The organism is Citreicella sp. C3M06, assembly GCF_018860705.1.
Classification (GTDB): Bacteria; Pseudomonadota; Alphaproteobacteria; order Rhodobacterales; family Rhodobacteraceae; genus Salipiger.
Map to the genome: position 1 here is coordinate 1 of NZ_JAHKQA010000012.1, position 22,288 is coordinate 22,288.

The window sequence follows — 22,288 nt, forward strand, 5'->3', positions numbered from 1 at the left end:
ATCCTGCCGAGAAAATTCTAATTCCGCATCCCCCTAAGATCGGGGGGATTACCCCCTTACGATTTCCAAACGATCCACGAGTAATGCCGGACTGCTAGTTTTCGGCCCTGCCGCGCATCCAATCGCGCAGCGTGACATCGACAGGGCTGTCATTCTCTGCTGCGAATTGAGTATTGCTGATTTTCCACCGGCCACCGCTACGCCGTAAAATGACAAAACCGACAGACGGCTCTTCGGTCAGCTGGTGCCCGTCTTAATGTAGCGCGTCTCGTACGTCGCGCAGATCGTGTCGTCGTCATTGTACACCGCCTCAAGACAGCGGCGCATCATATGCGTGAGCCGTTTCGCCTTCAGGTTGTCGATGAACGTCGCGCAAATGGCACGAATTTCCGCTTCGGTCGTCGCGACGATTTTCCCCCGAAAACTCTCGAGCGTGCAAGGTATGTCGCACCAACCCACGGTGGCTTCGACATCCCCCGAGTTGGTTGCCTCACCTTGGCGGTCCAGAAAATCCTGTGCGATGCTTCGCGCGTCTTCCACCGTCAGCGCTCCACTTGCTCAAAATGACAAGATGATTGAGATCCTGAAACGTGATGGTCGTCGCCCTCGCCTGAAAGATCGATGAACTTGGTGCAAGCGCGGGTTCTGTTGATGTGGCCGCCTTGGACGGCATCAATTTGCCAAGCTGGGCCTGCAAGGGTCCACGAAGAAAGCCGGTCATGTCAGGGGGGGGGCGGTCACATCGTCAGAGCCGTTTCAGCACATCACCGCGCAGAATGAAACCTCCGCTGAGAAAGCCCGTTCTCGCAGCTTGGCTGTTCGGCTCAGAATGCTCTTCCCAAAGATCGTCGCAAGAGGTAGGTAGCCCGATCCAAGGGAGTTTGGGACGATCATGGCGCAAAAAGCCACAATCTATAAGGTCGAGCTGTCGGTCAGCGATATGGATCGCCACTATTACGAGATCCATAAACTGACCGTTGCCAAGCATCCTTCCGAGACCGACGAGCGGCTGATGCTACGCATCGTTGCCTTTGCACTGAATGCTCATGAGCATTTGGAATTGACCAAAGGGCTGTCCACGGATGACGAGCCTGACATCTGGCAAAAGAGCCTGAGCGGTGAGATTGATGTGTGGGTCGCCCTTGGGCTTCCGAGCGAGAAGGTCATGCGGCAGTCCTGCAGCAAAGCCGCGCAGGTTGTTGTTTACCCATATGGCGGCAAGACGGCCGACGCGTGGTGGGACAAAGTCAAGAACGGCACTACCCGTTTCGACAATCTGCGGGTGATCAACTTCTCTGAAACAGACACCGCCGCATTGGGCAGGCTAGCCAGGCGGGCGATGAAGCTACAGGTCAATATTCAGGACGGCGAGGTGATGATCAGCGTCAATGACAACATCGTCTACGTCACGCCCGAAACGTGGAAAGGTGCCGCTTAGGCGCAGCAGAGAGCGGGCTTCGTAAATCAAGGGCCACGTCCTCTGGGTATGCGTCAGCCCCAGCCGGTTCCGTGAAAAAACACCCGTTCGCGAGCGCAGAATATCGACGGGTGAACATGGCGCGAGCGGCTTTCCTGTCAGGCGTTTCGCAATTTCTGCGGTGCTGGGGGAATCTTGGCCAGTTTGCGCAGGTTCCGGGCGGTGGCGGTAAGAAGAAATTCGTCATTTGCGCCGCATGGGCCACGCAATCGGAGCCTGTTCTGGTCAAGGATCCGTTTGAGGTGCGCCAAGAACATCTCGACTATTTTCCGGAGCTTCATTGAGATGTCGCATTGCTTGGTCTTTGCGATCTTGCAGGCAAGCTGCCCCGCGTCCTCATGTTCTTCGAGGGTGATTTTGCTGGCATCCGAATTCCGGCAGCATTTCGCCTTGGATGGGCAGGCCTGGCAGGTCAGTTTCAGGGCATGGTATTTGGTTCTGCCCTGTCCGGTCGGCCCCCGGTTGGGATCGAAGAAATCGCGGCGGAACTACTCCGTTCGTACCCCTTGGGGCCGATGTACTGGTCGTACTCTGCGTCCCACTCGAAGTCGGCGCGGGTCCAGGTCCCGTCGCTGTACTCCGACTTGTCGAAGAGCCGGATGTGTGGCCTTCTGCTGATTTCGAAGACAGCGGGTTGGGTTTGCATGGCGCGGTCCTCGAACGCCATGGGGTTGGGTCGCCCAGCTTCGAGTGGCGGCGCCTCGGATTGCAGATGCGCTCCATGTGGTCGAACACGTCTGCACGGAGGGCATCACGAGTGCGGTAGACCTTGCGGGCCGTCCGTTCGGTCTTCATCGCTGAGAAGAAGGTCTCCATCGCCCATTTGTCCCGGAGGTTGCCGGCGCGGTTCAACCACTGCCCAGCAGGGCATCTACCTTGCAGATGTCTCGAAAGGGATCAGCGCGCCCATGACCAACGAGGCGCCCCGGTTCGCCTGCATCGACCAACCGACGACGCGCCGAAAGAAGAGGTCGAGCAGGACCGAGACGTAGAGCCAGCCCTCCGCGGTCAAGATGCAGGCGACGCCGGCAAGCCCAGTCTGATTCGGGCGGTCGGCCTTGAAATCACGGTCGAGAATCTTGTCGGCTATGACCGAGCGTTCAGCGTCGTCCTGCGGCTTCCCGCGTCGCTTCGGCCGCGCCCTCATTGTATCCCGGCGCATCAGCCGTTCGATCCGGTGCAGCCCGCCCTCAGGCACGTCGCGCCAGACACGGCGGGCGCCACAGGTGCGATCGCTGGCTTTATAGCTTTTGTCGATCTCCACGACGAGCTTCGCCTCGCAGCTCGCCCGCGCGCTGATTGCTCGCCCGGGCCGGGCGTGGATGCCCGACTGGGACACGCCCAGAGCGTCGCACATCCAACTCACTGGCCAGATGTGCCGATGCTTCGCAACGAGTGCGAACGTCATGGCGCGTCCTGCGCGAATTAGGCGGTCGACCATTGCCCTCGGACCGATGGCGAATAATGGTCTCACCCTTTTTCAGGATGCTTGAGCTTGGCGACCTCTTTCTTCAGGGCTGCGATCTCGGCAAGATCAGCGCGCTGCTGGCCATTGCCAGAGAACGCCCCGGTCGGCGCCGCCGCTTCACGCATCCACCGCCGTAGAACGCTCGCGGCCAGTTCCAAATCACGGCATGTCTGGGCCACCGACAAGCCTCGCTCGGTCACGCGCTTCCCCGCCCCCGGCTTGAACACGCGGCTGAACTTCGGCGCCGTCATGTCCACTCTACAGTTCCATCGTTACGATCTTATCTTCGTGTCCATGAAACCGGCAGCAGGCCATGACGCGCAGGTCAGTTCAAGTGCCTTCGCTGCAAGTCGCGGGGGTTTCCAAAAGTCAGCTCGGCCTCAATTGTTGGGCTTACGCGCGGCGACGTCTCGGCCCATGCTGCCTGTTTCGACTGCAATGCTAGCGTTCGTAAGTTGCCGGGCGCGGCGGAATGAAACAGCATCAGTAGATACCTTGATACCAACGCAAGCCTGACTTTGATCGACACGGCTGTTGTTCGCGCCGGGGCCTGTGGCATCCAGCGCGATGACGTCCGGCGGCGGCTTGGTATCGGTGGGGATGTCGTGGATCGGGGGGCGCTCTGGCGGGTCAGCCTGCGGGCAAGGATTGCCGCCACGATGACAAGCGCGGCGAGTGACAGGGGCTGCAGTGTGCGATCCCGCCGCGCAGGATGCCCGGCAGCGCCATTACAGCGCTCGCGGTGTAGGCGCTCGGATTGCACTAGCTGCGTTAGCCCCACCCCCCACAGTCTCGGCGTGGCCCCAACCATGATGATGGTCACGGCGATCAGCGCCAGAATGGCCATGATCCGGGCAAAGGCCCCCAAGACGCAACGTCAGGCCGGTGGCCTCTTTACGGTGAAACGGGCTGTTCGCCTGCGCTATCCTTTATCGGGCTGGCTTGGGACGGGGCCGGTTTCCCCGAGCCTGACAAGGGCTTTCATGACGCCCGGGACCAGCGGGCATCAGGCCCGGACGCCAGTGGCTCTGGCTCTGCCCGTGTCAGGGCAACGGCCCGGTCGGCGCTCAGGATCGCGGCCGCCATGTTGGGAGAATGAAAGTAATCTCCCGCAAGGGCGATGCGCCCCAATGGCATCTGTAGCGGTGCCTGCAACGCCGCCCGGCCCGGCAGCGCGACCGGGGCGCCGTGGGGCCAGCGGGCGATCTGCGTGGCCTCGATCCGCAACGCCGCCCCCGGGAACAGCCCCTGCAGCTGGCGCTGCGCCAACTGGGTCAGGGTGTCGTCGGTCAGGGCCGCAAGCTCCGCCGCCCCTGCCGCACCGCGAAACAGCATCAAAGAGCTGAGCCCGCCGGTATCGAGCCCGGTGCCTTGGTCGAACATCACGCTGAACGGCGCGCCGGGGGTGGCAAGCGCATAGGCGCCGCGCCACGGGGCAGCCCCGCGCACGCCAAGCGCGACGCTCAGGAACGGGCCATAGGCGATCTGGCCAAGCGCAGCCGTGCAGGCCTCTGGCAACCCGGACAGGATCCTGCGCGTGATCGGCGCCGGGGTGCAGACGATGCAGCGCCGGGCGCGCAGCCGGGTGCCCGCAAGGTCCACGCAGACATGATCGCCCATGTTCTGCACATGGGTCACGGGCGCCTGGGTCAGCACTCTGGCGGGGCCAATGGCATCGACAAGCGCATCAATCATGCGCTGGCTGCCGCCTGTCAGGTTCGCGCCGGGGGCCTGCCCGCTCCAGACATTGGTGAAACTGCGCAGCGCGTGGCCTGCGGACATACTGGCGGGGTCTCCGCCAGAGCGTTCGGTGAGCGCGGCCAGCATCACCGACACCTGCGGGTGCAGCGGACCGATGAACTCGGCAAGGGTGCGGTGGTCCTCGAACGTGGCATCGGTGCCATCGGCCATGGCGCGGGCCATACGCGCCGCGCCCCGGCGCAGGCGCAGGCCCATCCGCGCAAAGGACGCCCGCGCAGGCAGCGACATCGGCAGGCGCAGCGGCCAGAGCTCGGGCCGACCCTGCACCAGTTTCCCGCCCAGAGACATCGCCATCAGCGCCCCCCGGATCGGCGTGCGGGTCAGGCCCAGCTCGGCCACCAGATCGCCCACCGGGGTGCCGGGGCCGGAAAACATATGCGCCCCAAGGTTCAGCGGCACGCCATCGTGCAGCACCGAACACACCCGCCCCCCGGCGCGCGCGCCCGCCTCCAGCACCAGCACGTCACGCTCGCGCAGCCGATAGGCGGCCGTCAGCCCGGCAAGCCCGCCGCCCACGACGATCACGTCGCGCAGGCGGTCAGGGTCAGGAATCGCCGCGCTCATTGCGCCGCATGGGGAGACCGCGCGCGCGGCACATAGGCCCCGCCCGGAGTGGCCGAGGCCAGCGTGTCGCCTTGCGTCACCACCTGCCCGCGCAGCATGGTCAGCACGGGCCAGCCGGTGACTTCGAGCCCCTCGAACGGGGTATAATCGCAGCCGTGATGCAGGTTTTCCTGCCGAATGGTGCGGGTCAGATCCGCATCCCACAGCACGATATCCGCGTCCGAGCCGACCTCGAGCGCCCCCTTTTGCGGATACATCCCATAGGTCTTGGCATGGTTGGTCGAGGACAGCGCGACAAAGCGGTTCAGATCGATGCGTCCCTTGGTGACCCCTTCGGAAAACAGGATCGGCAGGCGGGTTTCGACGCCCGGAATGCCGTTGGGCACATAGCGGAACGATTTCTCGCCTTTGGGTGTCAGCTTGCCGTCTTCTGTGTAGCGGAACGGGCAGTGATCGGATGAGAACACATCGAAAGTGCCATCGATCAGCCCCTGCCAGCAGGCCTCCTGATCGTCGGTGCCACGCGGCGGCGGGCTACAGACGAACTTGGCGCCCTCCATGGCGTCGCCCTGCATGTCGTCTTCGGTCAGCACAAGGTATTGCGGGCAGGTTTCGGCGCGAATGTTCAGGCCCCGCGCGCGGGCACGTTCGATTTCCTCGATCGCGGCGCGGTTGGACACGTGCACGATCATGATCGGCACCTCGACAATTTCGGCCAGGCTGATGGCGCGGTGCGTCGCCTCGCGTTCCACTGCAACCGGGCGCGAGGGGCCGTGGTAATAGGGCGCGGTCTTGCCCGCCCGTTCCAGTTTTTCCGTCAGGAAGCGGATGGTGTCATAGCCTTCGGCATGGACCATGACAAACGCGCCAGAGTGGCGCGCGGCGTCCATCACCCCCAGCAATTCGCGATCATTCAGCACCAGATCGTCATAGGTCATGAACACCTTGATCGAGGTATAGCCGTCCTCGACCAAAGCCGGAATATCCTGCCCCAGCACGCCGGCCGAGGGGTCGGACACGATGACATGAAAGCTGACATCGGTGTGGCAATTGCCGTCCGCCAGCGCGTGATAGGCGGTCAGCGCCTCGCGCAGGCCCTTGCCCTTTTCCTGCAGACAGAACGGCATGACGGTGGTGTTGCCGCCAAACGCGGCGGCCAGCGTGCCCGAGGCGAAATCATCGGCCATCACCACCTCTGGGCCAGAAGGCTGGGCAAGGTGGACATGGCTGTCGATACCGCCGGGCATCACCAGCTTGCCCGTCGCGTCGATGGTCTGCGCCGCGCCGTCGAGCGTTTCGGCAATCGCGGTGATGCGCCCGTCGGTGATGCCGATATCGGCGCGAAAACTCTTGGTGTCGGTGACAAGGGTGCCGCCAGAGATGATGGTGTCGAAGTTCATATGTGGCCTCGTTCCTGCCTGCGAATTGGGCGTCTTTGCGCCTTGGGGTGTTGTTTCATGCCGCGCGGGGCGGCGAAGGGGTTTCATTCGGGCGAGCCCCACCCGACAGATCAGCCAACCGCCGCAGCCGGAGCAGATCATGCCGTTCGACCCCACCCGCCTTCATGGCATCCATGCCGCCACCGTGTGTCCGTTGACAGCCGATTTTACCATCGACCGCAAGGCGTTGGTGGTGCATGTTGGGCGCGTCATGGACTGCGCTGGCATCAAGGGCTTGCTGATCAACGGGCACGCCGGGGAAAACGCGCAACTGTCGCGCAGTGCCAAGCGTGAGGTGGTCGAGATCCTGCGTGACGCCTTTCCCGATGTCTGGCTGACCTGCGGCGTTTACAGCGAAAGCGCGCTTGAGGCGGCGGATCATGCCCGCGACGTGGACGCAGCGGGCGGCGATGCGGTGCTGGTGTTTCCGCCCAACGGCTGGGCGCTGGGGCAATCTCTTGCAGCGGTGGTCGACCATCACGCCCGGATCGCTGAGGCGAGCGATCTGCCGGTGGTGCTGTACCAAGCGCCGGTGACGGCGGGGCGCATGGCCTATCCGCTCGACACGCTGCTGGCGCTGTGCGCCCTGCCCCATGTGGTCGCGATCAAGGAAGGCAGCTGGGAAATCGCCCGCTATGATGCCAATCGCCGCGCAGTCAAGGCGGCGTTCCCCGACATTGCCGTACTGGCGTCGGGGGATGAACATCTGCTGACCGGCTATCTGATCGGAACCGAGGGCAGCCAAGTGTCGCTGGCCGCCGTGCTGCCCGATCTGACGGTCGATCTGTGGGATGCGGCGCAAGCGCAGGATTGGGACCGTGCCCGCGCGTTGCATGACCGCCTCGCGCCGCTGGTCAGCGCGATCTACAGCCCGCCGCCGGGGGTGTCGCCGACCGCCTGCCTCAAGACCTGTCTGGTGCTGTTGGGGCATCTGGACAATGATCGCACCGCGCCGCCGACCCAGCCGCCAAGTGAGGCCTATCGCGAGGTGCTGCGCGCCGCGCTGGACGTCGCGCTGGATGGGGCACAAAACGGCTGAACGGGCCGCCCGATGGGCGACCCGTCTGTCACGTGTCAGGATGGAATATCCCGCCACCCGGATCAGTTGGTCGGGGTGGCCATGACCGCGTCGAACAGCGCCTGCTGGGTCTCGGTTTCCAGCATGGCGTTGTACAGCGGCACGGCAGCTTCCTGGAACGGCTTGGGGTCGGGCTGCGTGATCGTCACGCCTTTTTCGACCAGCGCATCCAGCAGCGGCTTTTCCTGATCATCGACATACTGACGCTGCCAATCGGCGGATTCCTTACCGGATTCCAGAACGGCGGTCTGGATGTCTTCGGGGAGCATGTCGAACGCGGCCTTTTGCATGAACACCGGGGCGGTCATGTTGAGCCAACCGACCATGGCGAAATCGGGCGCGACTTCGTACAGCTTCTGGCCGGTGTAGTTGGTCGCAGCGCCTTCGGCCCCATCAACCACGCCGCTTTGCAGCGCGCCATACAGTTCCGAATAGGCCAGCGGCGTCGGGTTGGCCCCAAACGCGGTGAACGCATCCACGTGGATCGGGTTCTGCATGGTGCGGATCTTGACGTTTTTCAGATCGTCGATGGAATTGATCTCTTCCTTGGTCATGATGTGACGAATGCCCGAGGAATAGACCGCAAGCAGTTCCAGACCCGTATCATTGGCGGAATCCTCCAGCATACCGTAGACCGGGCCGTCCAGAACGCTGCTCAGCTTGGCAATGGTCGGGAACAGGAACGGCAGGTCGAACACGCGGTAATCGGTGATGTAATTGCTGATCGTCGAATTGGCGGTCATCGCCACATCGAGCGAGCCCAGCATCACCTGTTCGACCAGCTGCGCCTCATCGCCGAGCTGACCGTTGGGGAAAATCTCGATGGTGGCGCGCCCGTCGGTCTTGGCCTCGAGCAGTTCGCGCATCTTTTGCAGGCCCTTGTCCTGCACTTCGTCTGCGGCGTTGGTATGGGCGATGCGCAGCGTGTATTCTTGCGCAAACGCCGGTAGCGCAAGGGCGGCAGACAGCAGGCAGGCCAGAGAGGTGAGGGTTTTCATGGATCGTTTCCTTATGGTCAGAGAGATCAGTCGTAAAAGAATGAGGGAAGCCAAAGCGTGACCGGCGAGGCAAAGGCGGTCAGCCCCAGCACGATCACCATCGGGATCAGCGGCAACCACACGCGCGAAGACACCTGTTCGATGCGTCGCCCCGCCACCATCGATGCGATGTAAAGACAGATGCCATAGGGCGGCGTCACCAGCCCCACCGACAGGTTGAGCGCCGCCATCACGCCGAAATGCACCGGGTCGATGTCATAGCCGATGGCGATGGGCATCAGCACCGGCATGATGATCAGGATGGCACTGATGCTTTCCATGAACATGCCGACGAAGAGCAGCAACAGGTTGACCAGCAGCAGGAACACCAGCGGGTTGGACGTGACGCCGCGCAGGAAGTCATCCAGCGCACGCGGCGCGCCCTGACTGGCGATGATCCACGAAAAGATGCTGGCGGTGGACACGATGATCAGCACCGCCGCCGCAAGGCTCACGGTCTTGAGGATGATCGGCCAAAGCTGCGGGATGGTCAGTTCGCGGTAGATCCAGATCGAGATCGCGGCGGTGACGAACACCGCAACACAGGCGGCCTCGGTCGCGGTGAACACGCCGCCGACGATGCCGCCGACGATGATCAGCGGCACCAGCATGGCCGGCAGCGCATCGACCAGCGCCGCCCAGAGCCGCGCACCGGAAAACGGCTGCACGTCCTTGTATGCCATGCCGCCGCGCTTGGCGTACAGATAGGTGCCGAACAACAGCCCCACCGACAGCAACAGCCCCGGAATGATGCCGCCCAAGAACATCGCGCCGATGGACTGGTTGGTGGTGATCGCGATGATCACCATGACGATGGACGGCGGCACGATGCTCGCCATCGCGCCAGACGCGGCGATCACCGCCGCCGCCATATCCACATCATAGCCGCGCTTGCGCATGTCGGGGATCAGCATCGAGCCAATCGCCGCCGTATCCGCCGACCCGGACCCCGAAATCGCCGCAAGCCCGGTGCCCGCGGTGATCGCCACCATATAGAGGCTACCGGTGATCCATCCCACCAATGCGCTTGCCAGCGCCACAAAGCGGCGGGCAATGCCCCCGGTTTCCATGATGATCCCGGCGGCGACAAAGAACGGGATCGCCATCAGCGGAAAGGAATTGACCCCGCCATAAACCCGCTGCGCCACGATCGACAACGGCACATCGGTCAGCACCACGATGGCGATCAGCGCCGACACCCCCAGCGCCAGAACGATGGGCAGGCCCGAAAAGATCAGAAAGGCAAAACCGCCAAACGCAATATTCATGTCAAAGCCGCCGCGTTGGCGCGGGCCTGGGCCGGGCGCAAAATGTCAGGAAGGCTGGCGATGGAGAATTCCAGCATGAAATAGGCCATGCCCACCGGCAGCGCCGCATAAGGAATGGCCATCGGCAGGCGCAGCGCCGGTGATTGCACCATCATCCCGATGCCCAGCAACGCAAAGCTGCCCACGAACACCACATACAGGAACCACATGCCCAGAGCATAAGACGCCAGCCGCGCCAGCTGCTGCACCCGTTCGGGCGTGCGGCGGATCAGAACATCCACCCCCACATGCTGGCGGTTGCGCATCGCGATGCCCGCGCCCAGCAGCACCAGCCAGACCTGCGCGAACACCGCCGTCTCATCGGTTCCGGCGATGGAATAGCCAAAGACATAGCGCCCAAGGATCTGCGCCATGATCGCCAGCGCCATGTAGATGAACAGCAACCCTGCTATCAGATCGACCAGCCGTCGCAGCCCCGTCAGTGCCAGCGTGGCGGGCCCGGCAACCCTGTTCAGCCAAGGAGGAAGATCCGGCGATCTCGTCATGTCGGCGCCTTTCGTTTCGTTGAAATCTTGTGCGTTTGTCGCGTTGGTGGTCAGCGTTGCGCCAAAATCACCGGGCGAAAAGACCCCGGACTATTACAAAAACGACCGCCATTATTTTGGGCGCTGATTGCGTTGCCAAACCGGAATCGCTCGGCCATAGGTCGAAAAATCAGCCCTTTAGAAAAATGCGAGACGCCCATGACAGCCAGTTTTTCAAGCACGCCCGTGCCGCGCATCGGGTTGGCCGCCTGCGTCGTCGGCCTGCCCGAGATGATCCCCGTGGCCAAGGGCGCGGGCTATGATTTTCTGCTGGTGGATATGGAACATGGGCGCATCGCCATCGATGCGCTGGCGGGCATTTGCGTGACCGGGCTGGCCGCCGATTTCCCGGTGCTGGCGCGGGTGACGGGGCCGGGCTCGCCCGATCTGGCGCGGGTGCTCGATTGCGGCGCCACCGGCGTGATCATCCCGCATGTGGACAGCGCCGAACAGGCCCGCGCCATCGTGGCCGCCTGCCGCTTTGCGCCGTTGGGCAGCCGCGCGATTCCGGGGCCGCTGGCGATCCTGTCGTTTGAAGCCGTCCCCCCCGCGCAGTTGATCGCCGCCAGCGAGGAACGCGTCGAACTGCACGCGATGATCGAAAGCCGCGCCGGGCTGGATGCCGTGGCCGAGATCGCCGCCGTGCCGGGGCTGAGTGCGCTGGTGATCGGGGCGAATGATCTGGCGTCGGATCTGGGCCATACCGGGCAGCTCGATCACCCAGATGTGCGTGCCGCCTTTGCCACCATCGCGGCGGCGGCGCATGCCCACGGCCTTGGGTTCGGCGTGATGGGCCTGCCCGCGGCGTTGATCCCCGGCCATGCGGTGGCCAATGGCGCGACGCTGATCGTGGCCACCAACGAGATCAACCTGCTGGTCGATGGGGCCCGCGCCACGCTGGGTACGGTCAGGGCGCAGCTTCCCGCAAGCCAGCCAGCCGCGCCTGCGTAAGCGACACGAACAGATCGCGAAACCGCTGCGTGGTGACCGACATCGGCCGACCACGCGGCGCGATCGTGGACAGCACGCGCGGCACGACGGGTTCGAAGGGCACGACCGTCAGGTCTTCGTAACGGCCCGAATGGGCGGTGACCTCATCCAAGAGTGCGACGCCCCAGCCCTCTTGCACGATGCGGGCGGCGGCGTTCAGAAACCGCACCTCGATCCGGGGATTGTACGGCGCGCCCACCGCCAGAAACGCCGCCGCCAGCAGGTCGGCCACCCCCGTCCCCGTCATCGGGCAGACCAGCCGCGAAAATTCCAGATCGCGCGGTGTCACCACCGGCAGCGCGGCCAATGGATCGCTGCGCGCGCACAGGCACACCATGCGCAATTCGGCAAAGGGGGTCAGCTCGATCCCGTAGCTTTCGCTGGGCTCCATCGCAAAGCCGATATCCGCCAGCCCGTCCTCGACCGCAGCAATGGCCAGTGGCAGCGGCTTGGTTTCCAGCGACAGGTAGACATCGGGATAAAGGTCCAGAAACTGCTGCACCACGCTTGGCATCAACGCCTCGGTCAGCTCGGACGTCGCCACCACCCGCACCCGGCCGATATGGCCAAGCCGGATGTCCTTGACCCGCTGGTTGACGATCTGCTGCATCACCGACAGCGGCGCGACCTCTTCGAACAGCAGCTTGGCTTCCTGCGTGGGCATCAGGCGGTTGGCGCTGCGCACGAACAGGGTAAAGCCGGCCTGCGCCTCGATATGTTTCAGCGCGATGCTGACGGCGGATTGCGACATGCCCAGCGCCTGCGCCGCCGCCACGGTGGTGCCGGTCGCCATCACCGAACGGAACACTTCGATCTGGCGCAGGTTCATCTGGCGCGCCCGTGGTCAGGCCGGATCATTTCAATTCGAACCGGATGTCATGCGCGCCCTTCCACAGGGTCGCGCGCCCCAGCGTGGCCAGATTTTCCAATCCGCTGGTGATGGTGATGAAATGGTTGCCCGCCAGCTGCCCGACCTTGGAGGCAAAGTTCACGCCGCCATAGGCCAGCAGGATCTCAGTTTCGCTGATGCCACCGGGATAAAGGATGATCTGCCCCGGCGCGGGGTAGCAGGTGTGGTTTTCATACCCTACCCCAAAGTCATGATCGCCCAGCGGGATCCACACGCCCTCGCCCGACCAGCGCACATGCACGATCTGGCTGACGAAGGGCATGGCCGCGCGAAAGGCCGCCACGGTTTTGGGTGCATCGGCTTCGAATTTGGCGTCGAAGGTGAACTCTCCGGCGTGGATGACAAGGTCGCTCATGGCTTGGGTCTTTCTGCTGTCGTCAAGGTTTCAAAAGGCGTGGGGCGGGCGCGTCAAAACTCATCCGCCCAGCGCGCATCCCCCACAGGGGGCGGCGAATTTCGGCCACGGTGGCGGCGCGGCTGGCGCAGGGCAGCAACACAAGATCAGCGCTGGAGCCAACCGTGATATCGGCCCGATGACCCAGCAGGCGGAACGGATCGTCGCTGATCATCGCGAAACAGCGGTCCAGATCGCCCGTCTGGCCCAGCTGGGCGACATTGGCGAACAGGTTCGCCATGCGCGGCAGCGAACAATCGCCATAGGGCGTGAACGGGTTGAGCACATTGTTGGTGGCAACCGTACAGCACACCCCTGCGGCGTGGAACACATGCGCCGGGGCCACGCCGCGCGGCACGCCGTGATCATGATCGCGCCCGGTGATGAACAAGTCGGTCGCGGGCAGCACCGTCAGCGCGATGCCTGCATCACGTAGCATCGCGACGCTATCGGCCAGCCGGTCCGGCGGCAGCATCGACAGCTTGGTAACATGGCCAATCGCCACCCGGCCCTGCATCCCGTGGGCAATGGTCTGGCGGGCGATCTCATCCATATGCCGCCAGCTGGGGTCCAGATCGAAATCCAGATGGACATCCAGATCGACATCAAACTCGCGCGCCATGGCAAAGATGCGGGCGATGTGGCCAAAGGGGTCGGTGTCGGTATAGGGGCACCCGCCCAGCAGATCGGCGCCTTGGCTCAGCGCGGCGCGCAGCAGTTCCTCGGTGCCCGGATAGTTCAACAGCCCCTCTTGCGGAAAGACGCAGATTTGCAGATCCAGCGCCCATGCGTAATCGGCGCGCAACTGGCGCACCGCGTCGAACCCGGCAAGCCCGATCACCGGGTCGATTTCCACCTGCGTGCGGATCAGCGTCGTGCCCTGCCCGATGGCCTTGTCCAGCACACGCGCACCGCGTGCGTAAACATCGGCGGTGGTGAAATCGCGCTTGGCGGCGGTCACCGCGTCCAGCGCGCCCTTGAGCGTGCCGGTCTGGTTATGCGCGCGATCCAGAATGCAGGCCTTGTCCAGATGCAGGTGGCTGTCGGCAAAGCCTCGGATGAGCAGCCCTCCACCCGCGCCCCTTGTCGGAGCGTCGCTGGACAGGTCCTGCGCGATATCAACGATGCGCCCGGCCCTGATGCCGATATCCACCGGCGCGGCCCCGTCAGACAGCCTCGCCGCCCGTATCACCAGATCAAGGCTCATTCTGCGATCTCCGTAAAGGTTGGTTGGCCTGAATAGGCCGCGATGCGGGCGGTATCGCATTGCACATTGGCCAAGCGCAGCGCCCAGAAAAACAGCTCGGGCCGGTTTTCCTGCTTTGCGCGTCGGCATCCGGCGTCGCCCTTACGTCTCGCGGCGTAGCGCCAGACGTGGATGGCGGCGGGCCAAGCTGGCCGCGGCATGTTCAACCCGCCATCCAGCCACCATCCACCAACAGGTTGTGCCCGGTGATGTAGGTGGTGGCCGGATCGCAAAGGAACACCACCGCCCCGGCCACATCGGCCGGGCGGCCAAGGCGCGGCAGCGGCGTGCGAGACTGTGAATAGGCCAGCACATCCTCGGCCACCGCCGGGCCGGTCTTGCCGGTCAGGATCTTGCCGGGGGACACGGCGTTGCAGATGATGCCCTCCTCTGCGTGTTCCACGGCGATCTGTCGCATCATCTGCAATACGGCGGCCTTGGACACACCATAGGAAAACGCCCCCGGCGCGGCGACCATGCCATGTTGCGAGCCAATCACCACGATGCGCCCGCGTTCATCGTTTTCGAGGGGCTGGTCGCGCATCTGCGCCAGCGCCCCGGACAGGGTGTTGAACATCCCATCCATGTTGACCGACATGACGCGGCGCCAATCCTCGGGCGTGGTGTCGGGCAAACTGCCGCGCCCCGGCGTCATGGCCGAGGGCACAACGATGTCCAGCCGCCCGTGCTGCTTGCGGATATCGGCGCAAAGCTGCGCACAGGCGCCGTGGTCACGCACATCAAGCTGGGCGAAGCGCGAGGAGGGCGATATCTGCGCCAGCGGTTCGGCCACCGGCGGGCCGCCTTCGACCACATCGGCGGTGATGTCGCTGGCCCAAACGGTCGCGCCCGCCCGCGCCAAACGCAGCGCGATAGCGCGGCCAATGCCGGACGAGGCCCCTGTCACAAGGGCGCTTTTACCTGTCAGGGGCATGGGAGACCTCCGGTTGAGCGATGCGCCAGCGGCGTTCATCGGTAACGGCGTCGATCATCGGGCGGCTACCAGCGATGCCGCTCAGCGCCTTGAGTGCCGTGATCGACATCGGCGGGCGGCGCGGATCGGACCGGGGCGCGATATCGGGCTGATCGGGGTCGATCAGCGGCGCGGGCAGACCCATCGCCTGCGCCCAGTCGGTCAGGGCAAACACATGCCCGCCGCCGATGTTGAAAATGCGCCCCTCGGCCGCGTCCATGCAAGGCAGCACCGACGCGATCATCATTGCCGCGTCGCGCGAATACACCCAATCGCTGCGCATCTCATTGGCCAGCCGAACCGGGCGGCCAAGCGCGGCAAGGCGTTGAATTTCGCCGGGGGGCGATAGGTCGGGCCGCGCCTCGCGCAGGCTTTCCCACGGGCCAAAGATCGCCCCCAGCCGCAGCGTCGCAAGCCGCACCCCCAGCAAAGGCGCGATGCGCGCGCACAGGGTTTCGGCGGCCAGTTTGGTTTCGCCATAAAGGCTGTTCGGCGCGGCGGCGCTTTCGTCCAGCACATCGGCACCGGGGGAGCCACGACTGCCATAAACCGAAATCGACGACAGCAGGATCATATCGCGCACCCCCGCATCGGCCACCGCGCGCAACGCGTTCAGCGCGCCCTGCACGTTGACTTCGGCGATGCGCAGCGGCTGGCTGCGGGTGGTTTCGACGTTGGGCGTGATGGCGGCGGCGTGGATCAGCGCATCGCGGCCATGAGTGCGCAGCGCGCCGGCCAGCGCCTCGGGTTGCAGGATGTCACAGGGGTGGAACTGCGTGCCCGCAAGCTCGGGGCGGGCAAAAAGCAGCGGATCAGGCGGCGCGATATCCAACAGGGTGACACGGTCGCCCTGCGCGCGCAGAGCCTCGGCAAGGGCAAGGCCGACAAAGCCCGCTCCGCCGGTGATGGCAATGGATCGGGGCATGTCAGGTCTCCGGTGGCAGGGCGGGTGCGGGGCAGGTAAGGCCCGGGTAATCCAGCGACGCCGAGGCGCGGCGGATCTCGGCCATGAAAATCTTCAACAGGCCGGAATGGGGGATGCCCCGGCGCGTGAACATCATGCAATGGATCGGGCATTCCTGCGCAAGGGGGCGTGCCACCAACCGCTGCCCGCCCGCCTGCGCCGCCAGATAGGGCTGCGCCGACCACGGATCGACAATGCACACCCCCATGCCATTGGCGGCAAGCGAGGCTGCGGTCTGGCAATAGCGGGTTTCAAGCTGCGGGTGATAGGTGACGCCTGCGTCCTCGAACGCTTGCGAGACCATGCGGCCAAGGTGGCTTTCCTGATCGATGCCAATGAAGCGTTCGTTGGTCAGCGCGCCGACCTTGACCGTGGCATCGCGCGCCAGCGGGTGATCATGCGGCAGCAGCGCGACCATCTGCCCGGTGCGCAGGTCTTCGGTGTTGACGTTGGGCAGCCGCCCGTTGGTCAGACCCACGCCCACATCCGCCTGCCCGGTCTGCACCGCGCTCAGCACATTGCCAAGTCGGCGCACGTCAAAGCTGACCGTGACATCGGGGCGCGTGTCCAGAAAGCCGCGCATCGCCTGCGGGATCAGCGAATAGCCCGGCGGCGGCGTCGCGATCACCCGCAGCCGCCCCACCCGCCCGTTGCGCAGATCGCGCGCGCGCATGCCAAAGCTGCGCACGATGCCGAACAGCGGGCGAATTTCTTCGTAAAGGCTGCGCGCCTCAAGCGTGGGTTCCAGATGCCGCCCCGTGCGTTCGAACAGCGTCAGCCCCAGCTGATTTTCCAGCTGGCGCAAACCAGAGGATACGGCAGGCTGCGAGATCCCGAGGCTTTCAGCCGTCGCCACGGTGGTGCGCTGGCCCATCATCGCGGCGAAAATCTCCAGCAACCGCATCGAGGTGTCTGGCAGCTTGTCGGACCCGGTGGTCATTCGCTTATGTCGAAATCAAACGCGGGGTCGCCCTGCAACGCGGCCACCGCCTGCGCCATCGCCGCCGACACCGGGTCGATCACCGCAAGGCCGGTCTCCGCCTCGAGCCGGGCGCGGATCAGCGCCATTCCGGCGCAGCCGAGCACAATGGCCCCCGCGCCCATGTCGCCCAATTCCATCGCCCGCGCGCGCATTAGCGCGTAGGTGGCCGGGTCGCGCATCCCGGACTCGGCAGAGGCTCCGTTCAGATGCAGCTCGCCCGCAAGGCGGCCTTCGACCCCCATCATGCGCATCTTGCGCAGATGGCGGGGGATGGACGCAGGCCCCAGCGCGATGACGCCAAACCGGTCGGCGCGGGCCATGGCCGAGAGCAGCGCCGCCTCTTGGCAGCCAATGGCGACAGGGCCGTCCGGCATGGCGCGCAGCAGGTCCAGTCCGGGGTCGGAAAAGCACCCGGTGATCACCGCCCGCGCAGGCGTGGCGCGCGCCAGATCCAGCAGATCCAGCCCCGCCCGCGCCACATGTTCGTCTGTGTAGATCGTCGCCGGGCTGTTGGGCAGATCCACCGACGACAAGGTCAGCCCAGCGGGCAGCATGGCGCGGGCGGTGGCATCCATCCCGCGCGTCACGGTGCCCGAGGAATTGGGGTTTACCAGCAGGATATCGATCATCCGCGCAGCTCCGCGCCAAAGTTCTGCGCCGGGTCGAATTCCTTGACCATCGCACCGGGGCGCGCGCGCAGATCGACCGGCGCGCGGCCAAAGAAGCGCCCCTGCCCTTCGCGCGCCACAAGCGTTCCCTTGTCGATGACCACAGCGCCGCGCGTCAGCACGGTTTCGGGGCGGCCTGTCAATTCGCGGCCCTCAAGCGGGGTGTAATCCATGTTGTCATGCTGATCGGCGAGGGTCACGGTATGGCGCGCCTCGGGGTCCCAGATGGCGATGTCGGCGTCCATACCGGGGGCCAGACGCCCCTTGGTGGTGCAACCGAACACCTTGGCGGTGTTGGTGCTGCTAAGGCCGACGAACTGTTCCAGCGTGATGCGCCCGGCGACGACACCTTCGGAAAACAGCCATGGCAGTCGCAGCGCAATGCCGGGCATGCCATTGGCCAGCTTGGGATAGGGCACATCATAGCCGTTGACGAATTTCCCCGTGGCGTCCGCGCGGTACGGCGCGTGATCGGAATGCACGCCCACAAAGGTGCCCATGCGGATGTGATGCCACAGCGCATCTTGCGTGGCCGCATCGCGCAGCGGCGGAGAGCAGATGTATTTCGCCCCCTCCATCCCCGGACGGTCCAGATCGTCACGGGTCAGCGACAGATATTGCGGGCAGGTTTCGGCGAACAACTTGGCGCCGTTGAATTGCTCGCGCCGGATGATTTCGGCCCCGCCCTCGGTAGACACATGCACGACGAACAGCGTGGCATCGGCCAGCTTGGCCAGCTGCACCGCGCGGTTGATCGCCTCTTGCTCGGCCAGTTCGGGGCGCGAGATCGCATGATAGCGCGGCGCGGTCAGCCCACGGTCGGCCAGCTGGCGGTTCATCCATTTGACCATGTCGTTGTTTTCGGCATGGACCATGGTGATCGCGCCATGCTTGCGCGCCACGGTCAGGATATCGAGCATACCCCCATCGCCGATGTTCATCAGATCATAGGTCATGAAGACCTTGAAGCTGGTGATGCCACGGGCAAAGGCGCGGGGCAGTTCCTCGGCCAGCACCTTTTGCGTCGGGTCGGAAATGATCAGGTGGTAGGAATAATCGATGACCGAACGCGCGCCGCGGGCGTCATAGGTTTTCAGCACGTCATCGACGCTTTCGCCGCGCTGCTGGGCGGCAAAGGGGATAAAGGATGAGTTGCCCCCGAACGCGGCCGAAATCGACCCCGACAGGTAATCATCCGCCGTCATCACCCCGGATGAGCTTTCCTGCGCGATATGGGCGTGGGTTTCGATGCCGCCGGGCATGACGATGCGCCCGCCCGCATCGATGCGCCGGTCGCCGCCGGGCAGCTTTTCGGCCATGGCGGTGATGCGGCCATCGGTGATGCCGATGTCGCCGGTGGTCACGCCCTCGGTGGTGGCAATCTGGCCCCCGTGAATGACAGTATCGAATGACATGAGGTTACTCCGGCAGCTTGACGCCCGTCTGGGTGGCGATGCGGCCATAATGTTCGATCCGACGGTGGGCCGCAAAGTTGAATACGGTGGATTTGCCAAAGGCGCATTTGGCGAAATCGGCCTCGGCGGTGATCAGCTCGTCACCTTCGGTTTGGGCCTTGGCGATGACAAACCCGTCGGGATCGACGATGATGGTGCCGCCGATCATGTGGTTGCCATCCTCCAGCCCGCATTTTGCAACGGCCACGGCATAGGTCGAATTCTGATAGGCCCCGGCGCAGATCGACAGCTCGTGGTGATAAAGCCGCTGTTCCAGCCCCTCGGCTTTGGACAGGTTGTTCTGCGACGGTGTGTTGTAGCCGATGCACACCAGTTCGACCCCTTGCAGGCCTAGCTCGCGCCATGCCTCGGGCCAGCGGCGGTCGTTGCAGATCGCAAGGCCCATCAGCACATCCTGACTGCGGGCGACATTGAACCCAAGGTCTCCGGGCAGAAAATAGCGCTTCTCCAGATGCTGGTGCGTGCGTTCGGGTTCGTATTCCGCGTGCCCCGGCAGGTGGATCTTGCGGTACTTCAGCGTGATCTCGCCATCGGGGGATACAATGATGGCGGTGTTGTAGTGCTCGCCCTCGGGGGTCAGCTCGCAATAGCCAAAGGTCATGCCCATGCCATAGGCCTTGGCGGCATCGAACAGCGGCTGCGTTGCGGGGCCCGGCATTTCGGTTTCAAACCAATGGTCGAACTCTTCGCGGTCCTCGACGTAAAAGCGCGGAAAGAACGTGGTCAGGCACATTTCGGGAAAGGCGATAAAGCCCGCGCCCTTGTCATGCGCCTGCGCCATCAGCGCCAGCATCCGGGCCACCACCTCGTCACGGGTTTCGGCCCGTTGGATACCACCCATCTGTGCGGCCGCAAGGATCATTCGTGTCATCGTTTCAGTCTCTTCCAGAATTTAGCTGCTGATCGAAAGGCCGCGCTGAAAGCGTGAGATCACGCGCACCAGCGGCCACAAGACAACAAGGTACATCAGGGCCGCCATCACCAGCGGCGAGGAATTATAGGTCACGGCGCGGGCCATGTTGGCGCTGTACAAAAGCTCGGTCAGGGACACGACCGAGGCGATCGAGGTCAGCTTGACGATCTCGACCACGTTGGACAGCAGGTCGGGCAGCACGTTGCGCACCGCTTGCGGCAGGATCACGTAGGCCTGGGTTTGCGCGGGGCTAAGCCCGGTGGCGCGGGCGGCTTCGGTCTGCCCGCGCGCGACGGATTTGATGCCGCTGCGAAAGATCTCGGCAAAGTAGGCCGAATTGTTCAGCAGGAAGGCGATGCACACCGCGACAAAGGGCGGCACGCGGATGCCGATGAACGGCAACCCCGCATAGATCAGGATCAACAGGATCAGCGGCGGGATGGCGCGGAAAACGTCGATGAACACGAAGGCTGGCAAGCGCACGGCGGCGTTTTTCGACGAGGCCAACAGCCCCAGCGCCAGCCCGCCCGAAATGCCCAGGATGATCACCACCGCGCAGAGTTGCAGCGTGACCCATGCCCCCTTGAGCAGCAAAGGCGCGGCCTGCCGCATGATGTCGATGTTGAAAAAGGCGTTAATGATGGTGTCCATGTCGGTCCCTCAGTGGTCGTAGTGGAACCGGTTTTCGACGTAGCGTGACAGCAACATCGCCGGAAAGAAGATGATCAGATAGGCGATCGCGGCCATGGTCAGCGGCGTGGCCGAGCCTGAAAACGCCTGCGCCGAGCCTGCGACCGACACGATTTCCTTGACCCCGATGACCGAGCCATAGGCCGTCATCTTGGAAATGGTCAGAGAGCGGTTCACCAGCTGCGGAATGTTGGTGCGCACCGCTTGCGGAAAGATCACGTTGACCAGCACCTGGTTGAACGACAAGCCGGTGGCGGCGCCTGCCTCCCACTGGCCGCGCGGCAGGGAGGTCAGCGTGGCCCAGAAGATCTCCTCGACGAACGCCGCCAGCACCAGCGTCAGCACCAGATAAAGCACGAACCAATCCGACAGGATGACCCCCAGCGAGGGCAGCCCGAAGAACAGGATCAGCATCAACACCAGCGGCGGCAGCGCGCGCATGAGGTCGGCAAACAGCACGATGGGCCACGCCAGCCAGCGTTTCTGATAGGCGCGCAGCCCGGCCAGAAACGCCCCAAGCGCCAGCCCAGAAATCACCACCAGCACCGAAATCCAGATGGTGACCCAGACCGCCCGGACCATCTGCGGCATATAGGTTGCGATGATTTCGGGGTTCAGAAAGACATTGCCGAAATCCATCAGGCGGCCTCGCCCGACACACGCGACAGGAACGCGCGCAGGCGTTCGGATTTCGGGTTGCCAAAGATCTCGTCCGGAATGCCCTGTTCGACGATCACGCCGCCATCCATGAACACCACCCGGTCGGCGGCCTCGCGGGCGAATTGCATCTCGTGGCTGACGACGATCATGGTCATGCCGCCCTCGCGCAGATCACGCATCACCTTGAGCACCGATCCCACCAGTTCCGGGTCCAGCGCCGAGGTCGGCTCGTCAAACAGCATCACCTTGGGGTCGAGCGCAAGGGCGCGGGCGATGGCAACGCGCTGTTGCTGACCGCCCGAAAGCTCGCCCGGCATGGCGTTGGCCTTGTGCTTCAGCCCGACCTTGTCGAGCATTTCCAGCGCGCGGGCGTCGGCCTCGGCGGCGGGGCGTTTCAGCGCCTTGCGCTGCGCCAACGTCACGTTTTTCAGCACCGAAAGATGCGGGTAAAGAAAGAAGCCCTGAAACACCATGCCCACCTGCAGGCGCATCCGGTCCAGATCGCGCCGGGTGATGCCCAGCATCGGCTTGCCGTTGACATGAATCGCGCCCGAGGTCGGCTCCTCAAGCCGGTTGCAGCACCGCAGCATGGTGGATTTGCCAGACCCCGACGGGCCGATCACGAAGACCAGCTCGCCATTGGCGACCTTGAGGTCGATGGACCGCAGCACCTGCGTCTCTCCGAAGCGCTTTTCAAGCGCGGTAATTTCAAGCGTGGGAAGGGGCTGGGATGCCGACATATGCGAA

General features: G+C 64.2%; 21 protein-coding genes and 2 pseudogenes. 3 read left to right on the forward strand and 20 right to left on the reverse strand.

All coding sequences use genetic code 11. The features are described 5' to 3' along the window. Positions 1-237: 237 nt before the first annotated feature. Positions 238-540 carry a hypothetical protein gene (locus tag KO516_RS03410; RefSeq protein ID WP_216002409.1) on the reverse strand — a complete coding sequence of 101 codons (303 nt, stop codon included), beginning with the start codon at positions 538-540 and terminating at the stop codon, positions 238-240. Positions 541-892: 352 nt separating this feature from the next. On the opposite strand from KO516_RS03410, the gene KO516_RS03415 reads away from it, so the two are divergent. Continuing rightward, positions 893-1,438, forward strand: a complete 546-nt coding sequence (locus KO516_RS03415) for a YaeQ family protein (RefSeq protein WP_216002410.1) — start codon at positions 893-895, stop codon at positions 1,436-1,438. A 137-nt stretch (positions 1,439-1,575) separates the two neighbouring features. Here KO516_RS03415 and KO516_RS03420 read toward each other — a convergent pair. The 4 genes and pseudogenes from KO516_RS03420 to hydA (KO516_RS03435) form a co-directional block, all read right to left on the reverse strand. Then, a pseudogene (locus KO516_RS03420) lies at positions 1,576-2,084 on the reverse strand (transposase); the annotation flags it as partial. Positions 2,085-2,143: 59 nt separating this feature from the next. Continuing rightward, a pseudogene (locus tag KO516_RS03425) lies at positions 2,144-3,196 on the reverse strand (IS3 family transposase); the annotation flags it as partial. A 730-nt stretch (positions 3,197-3,926) separates the two neighbouring features. Continuing rightward, positions 3,927-5,270, reverse strand: coding sequence for an NAD(P)/FAD-dependent oxidoreductase (locus KO516_RS03430; RefSeq protein ID WP_216002411.1), 1,344 nt, complete (start codon positions 5,268-5,270; stop codon positions 3,927-3,929). Next, positions 5,267-6,670: a dihydropyrimidinase gene (gene hydA, locus KO516_RS03435; protein ID WP_216002412.1), complete on the reverse strand. Its 1,404-nt coding sequence runs from the start codon at positions 6,668-6,670 to the stop codon at positions 5,267-5,269. Before hydA (KO516_RS03435) ends, KO516_RS03430 begins: the two co-directional genes overlap by 4 nt. 139 nt (positions 6,671-6,809) lie before the next feature. Between hydA (KO516_RS03435) and KO516_RS03440 the strand changes: the two genes are divergently transcribed. Further along, positions 6,810-7,748 (forward strand): dihydrodipicolinate synthase family protein, encoded by a 939-nt coding sequence (locus KO516_RS03440; protein ID WP_216002413.1) that lies wholly within the window; start codon positions 6,810-6,812, stop codon positions 7,746-7,748. Between the two features lie 62 nt (positions 7,749-7,810). On the opposite strand, the gene KO516_RS03445 is transcribed toward KO516_RS03440, so the two are convergent. From KO516_RS03445 to KO516_RS03455, 3 genes are read right to left on the reverse strand one after another with little or no spacing between them, the layout of a single operon-like run. Next, the gene (locus KO516_RS03445; RefSeq protein WP_216002414.1) at positions 7,811-8,785 is read right to left on the reverse strand and encodes a TRAP transporter substrate-binding protein; all 975 of its coding nucleotides are present in this window, start codon (positions 8,783-8,785) and stop codon (positions 7,811-7,813) included. A gap of 26 nt (positions 8,786-8,811) precedes the next feature. Beyond that, positions 8,812-10,092: a TRAP transporter large permease gene (locus tag KO516_RS03450; RefSeq protein ID WP_216002415.1), complete on the reverse strand. Its 1,281-nt coding sequence runs from the start codon at positions 10,090-10,092 to the stop codon at positions 8,812-8,814. Then, complete coding sequence (locus tag KO516_RS03455) at positions 10,089-10,637, reverse strand: TRAP transporter small permease (protein ID WP_216002416.1); 549 nt, start codon at positions 10,635-10,637, stop codon at positions 10,089-10,091. Before KO516_RS03455 ends, KO516_RS03450 begins: the two co-directional genes overlap by 4 nt. Before the next feature lie 198 nt (positions 10,638-10,835). Here KO516_RS03455 and KO516_RS03460 point away from each other — a divergent pair, with 198 nt between their 5' ends. Next, complete coding sequence (locus KO516_RS03460) at positions 10,836-11,627, forward strand: HpcH/HpaI aldolase/citrate lyase family protein (RefSeq protein ID WP_252737372.1); 792 nt, start codon at positions 10,836-10,838, stop codon at positions 11,625-11,627. Here the strand turns inward: KO516_RS03460 and KO516_RS03465 are convergent. The 12 genes from KO516_RS03465 to KO516_RS03520 all read right to left on the reverse strand — a co-directional run bounded on the left by KO516_RS03465 (position 11,584) and on the right by KO516_RS03520 (position 22,281). Further along, a complete protein-coding gene (locus tag KO516_RS03465) occupies positions 11,584-12,495 on the reverse strand; it encodes a LysR family transcriptional regulator (protein WP_216002417.1) in 912 nt (303 codons plus the stop codon). The genes KO516_RS03460 and KO516_RS03465 overlap by 44 nt on opposite strands. A 25-nt stretch (positions 12,496-12,520) precedes the next feature. Further along, a complete protein-coding gene (locus KO516_RS03470; protein ID WP_216002418.1) occupies positions 12,521-12,931 on the reverse strand; it encodes a DUF3830 family protein in 411 nt (136 codons plus the stop codon). A gap of 22 nt (positions 12,932-12,953) precedes the next feature. Continuing rightward, complete coding sequence (locus KO516_RS03475; RefSeq protein ID WP_216002419.1) at positions 12,954-14,177, reverse strand: amidohydrolase family protein; 1,224 nt, start codon at positions 14,175-14,177, stop codon at positions 12,954-12,956. Positions 14,178-14,379: 202 nt separating this feature from the next. Beyond that, positions 14,380-15,150, reverse strand: coding sequence for an SDR family NAD(P)-dependent oxidoreductase (locus KO516_RS03480; protein WP_216002420.1), 771 nt, complete (start codon positions 15,148-15,150; stop codon positions 14,380-14,382). After that, positions 15,134-16,114 carry an NAD(P)-dependent oxidoreductase gene (locus KO516_RS03485; RefSeq protein WP_216002421.1) on the reverse strand — a complete coding sequence of 327 codons (981 nt, stop codon included), beginning with the start codon at positions 16,112-16,114 and terminating at the stop codon, positions 15,134-15,136. Before KO516_RS03485 ends, KO516_RS03480 begins: the two co-directional genes overlap by 17 nt. A 1-nt stretch (position 16,115) precedes the next feature. Continuing rightward, positions 16,116-17,093, reverse strand: a complete 978-nt coding sequence (locus KO516_RS03490; RefSeq protein ID WP_252737373.1) for a LysR family transcriptional regulator — start codon at positions 17,091-17,093, stop codon at positions 16,116-16,118. After that, complete coding sequence (locus tag KO516_RS03495; protein WP_216002422.1) at positions 17,090-17,764, reverse strand: aspartate/glutamate racemase family protein; 675 nt, start codon at positions 17,762-17,764, stop codon at positions 17,090-17,092. The genes KO516_RS03490 and KO516_RS03495 overlap by 4 nt, the downstream gene beginning before the upstream one ends. After that, a complete protein-coding gene (hydA, locus tag KO516_RS03500) occupies positions 17,761-19,218 on the reverse strand; it encodes a dihydropyrimidinase (RefSeq protein WP_216002423.1) in 1,458 nt (485 codons plus the stop codon). The genes KO516_RS03495 and hydA (KO516_RS03500) overlap by 4 nt, the downstream gene beginning before the upstream one ends. 4 nt (positions 19,219-19,222) lie before the next feature. After that, positions 19,223-20,149, reverse strand: coding sequence for an N-carbamoyl-D-amino-acid hydrolase (locus KO516_RS03505; RefSeq protein ID WP_216002424.1), 927 nt, complete (start codon positions 20,147-20,149; stop codon positions 19,223-19,225). A 21-nt stretch (positions 20,150-20,170) separates the two neighbouring features. Beyond that, entirely contained in the window at positions 20,171-20,842 is a 672-nt protein-coding gene (locus KO516_RS03510) for an amino acid ABC transporter permease (RefSeq protein WP_216002425.1), read from the reverse strand. A gap of 9 nt (positions 20,843-20,851) precedes the next feature. Next, entirely contained in the window at positions 20,852-21,520 is a 669-nt protein-coding gene (locus KO516_RS03515; RefSeq protein ID WP_216002426.1) for an amino acid ABC transporter permease, read from the reverse strand. After that, positions 21,520-22,281 (reverse strand): amino acid ABC transporter ATP-binding protein, encoded by a 762-nt coding sequence (locus tag KO516_RS03520; protein ID WP_216002427.1) that lies wholly within the window; start codon positions 22,279-22,281, stop codon positions 21,520-21,522. Before KO516_RS03520 ends, KO516_RS03515 begins: the two co-directional genes overlap by 1 nt. Positions 22,282-22,288: the final 7 nt, after the last annotated feature.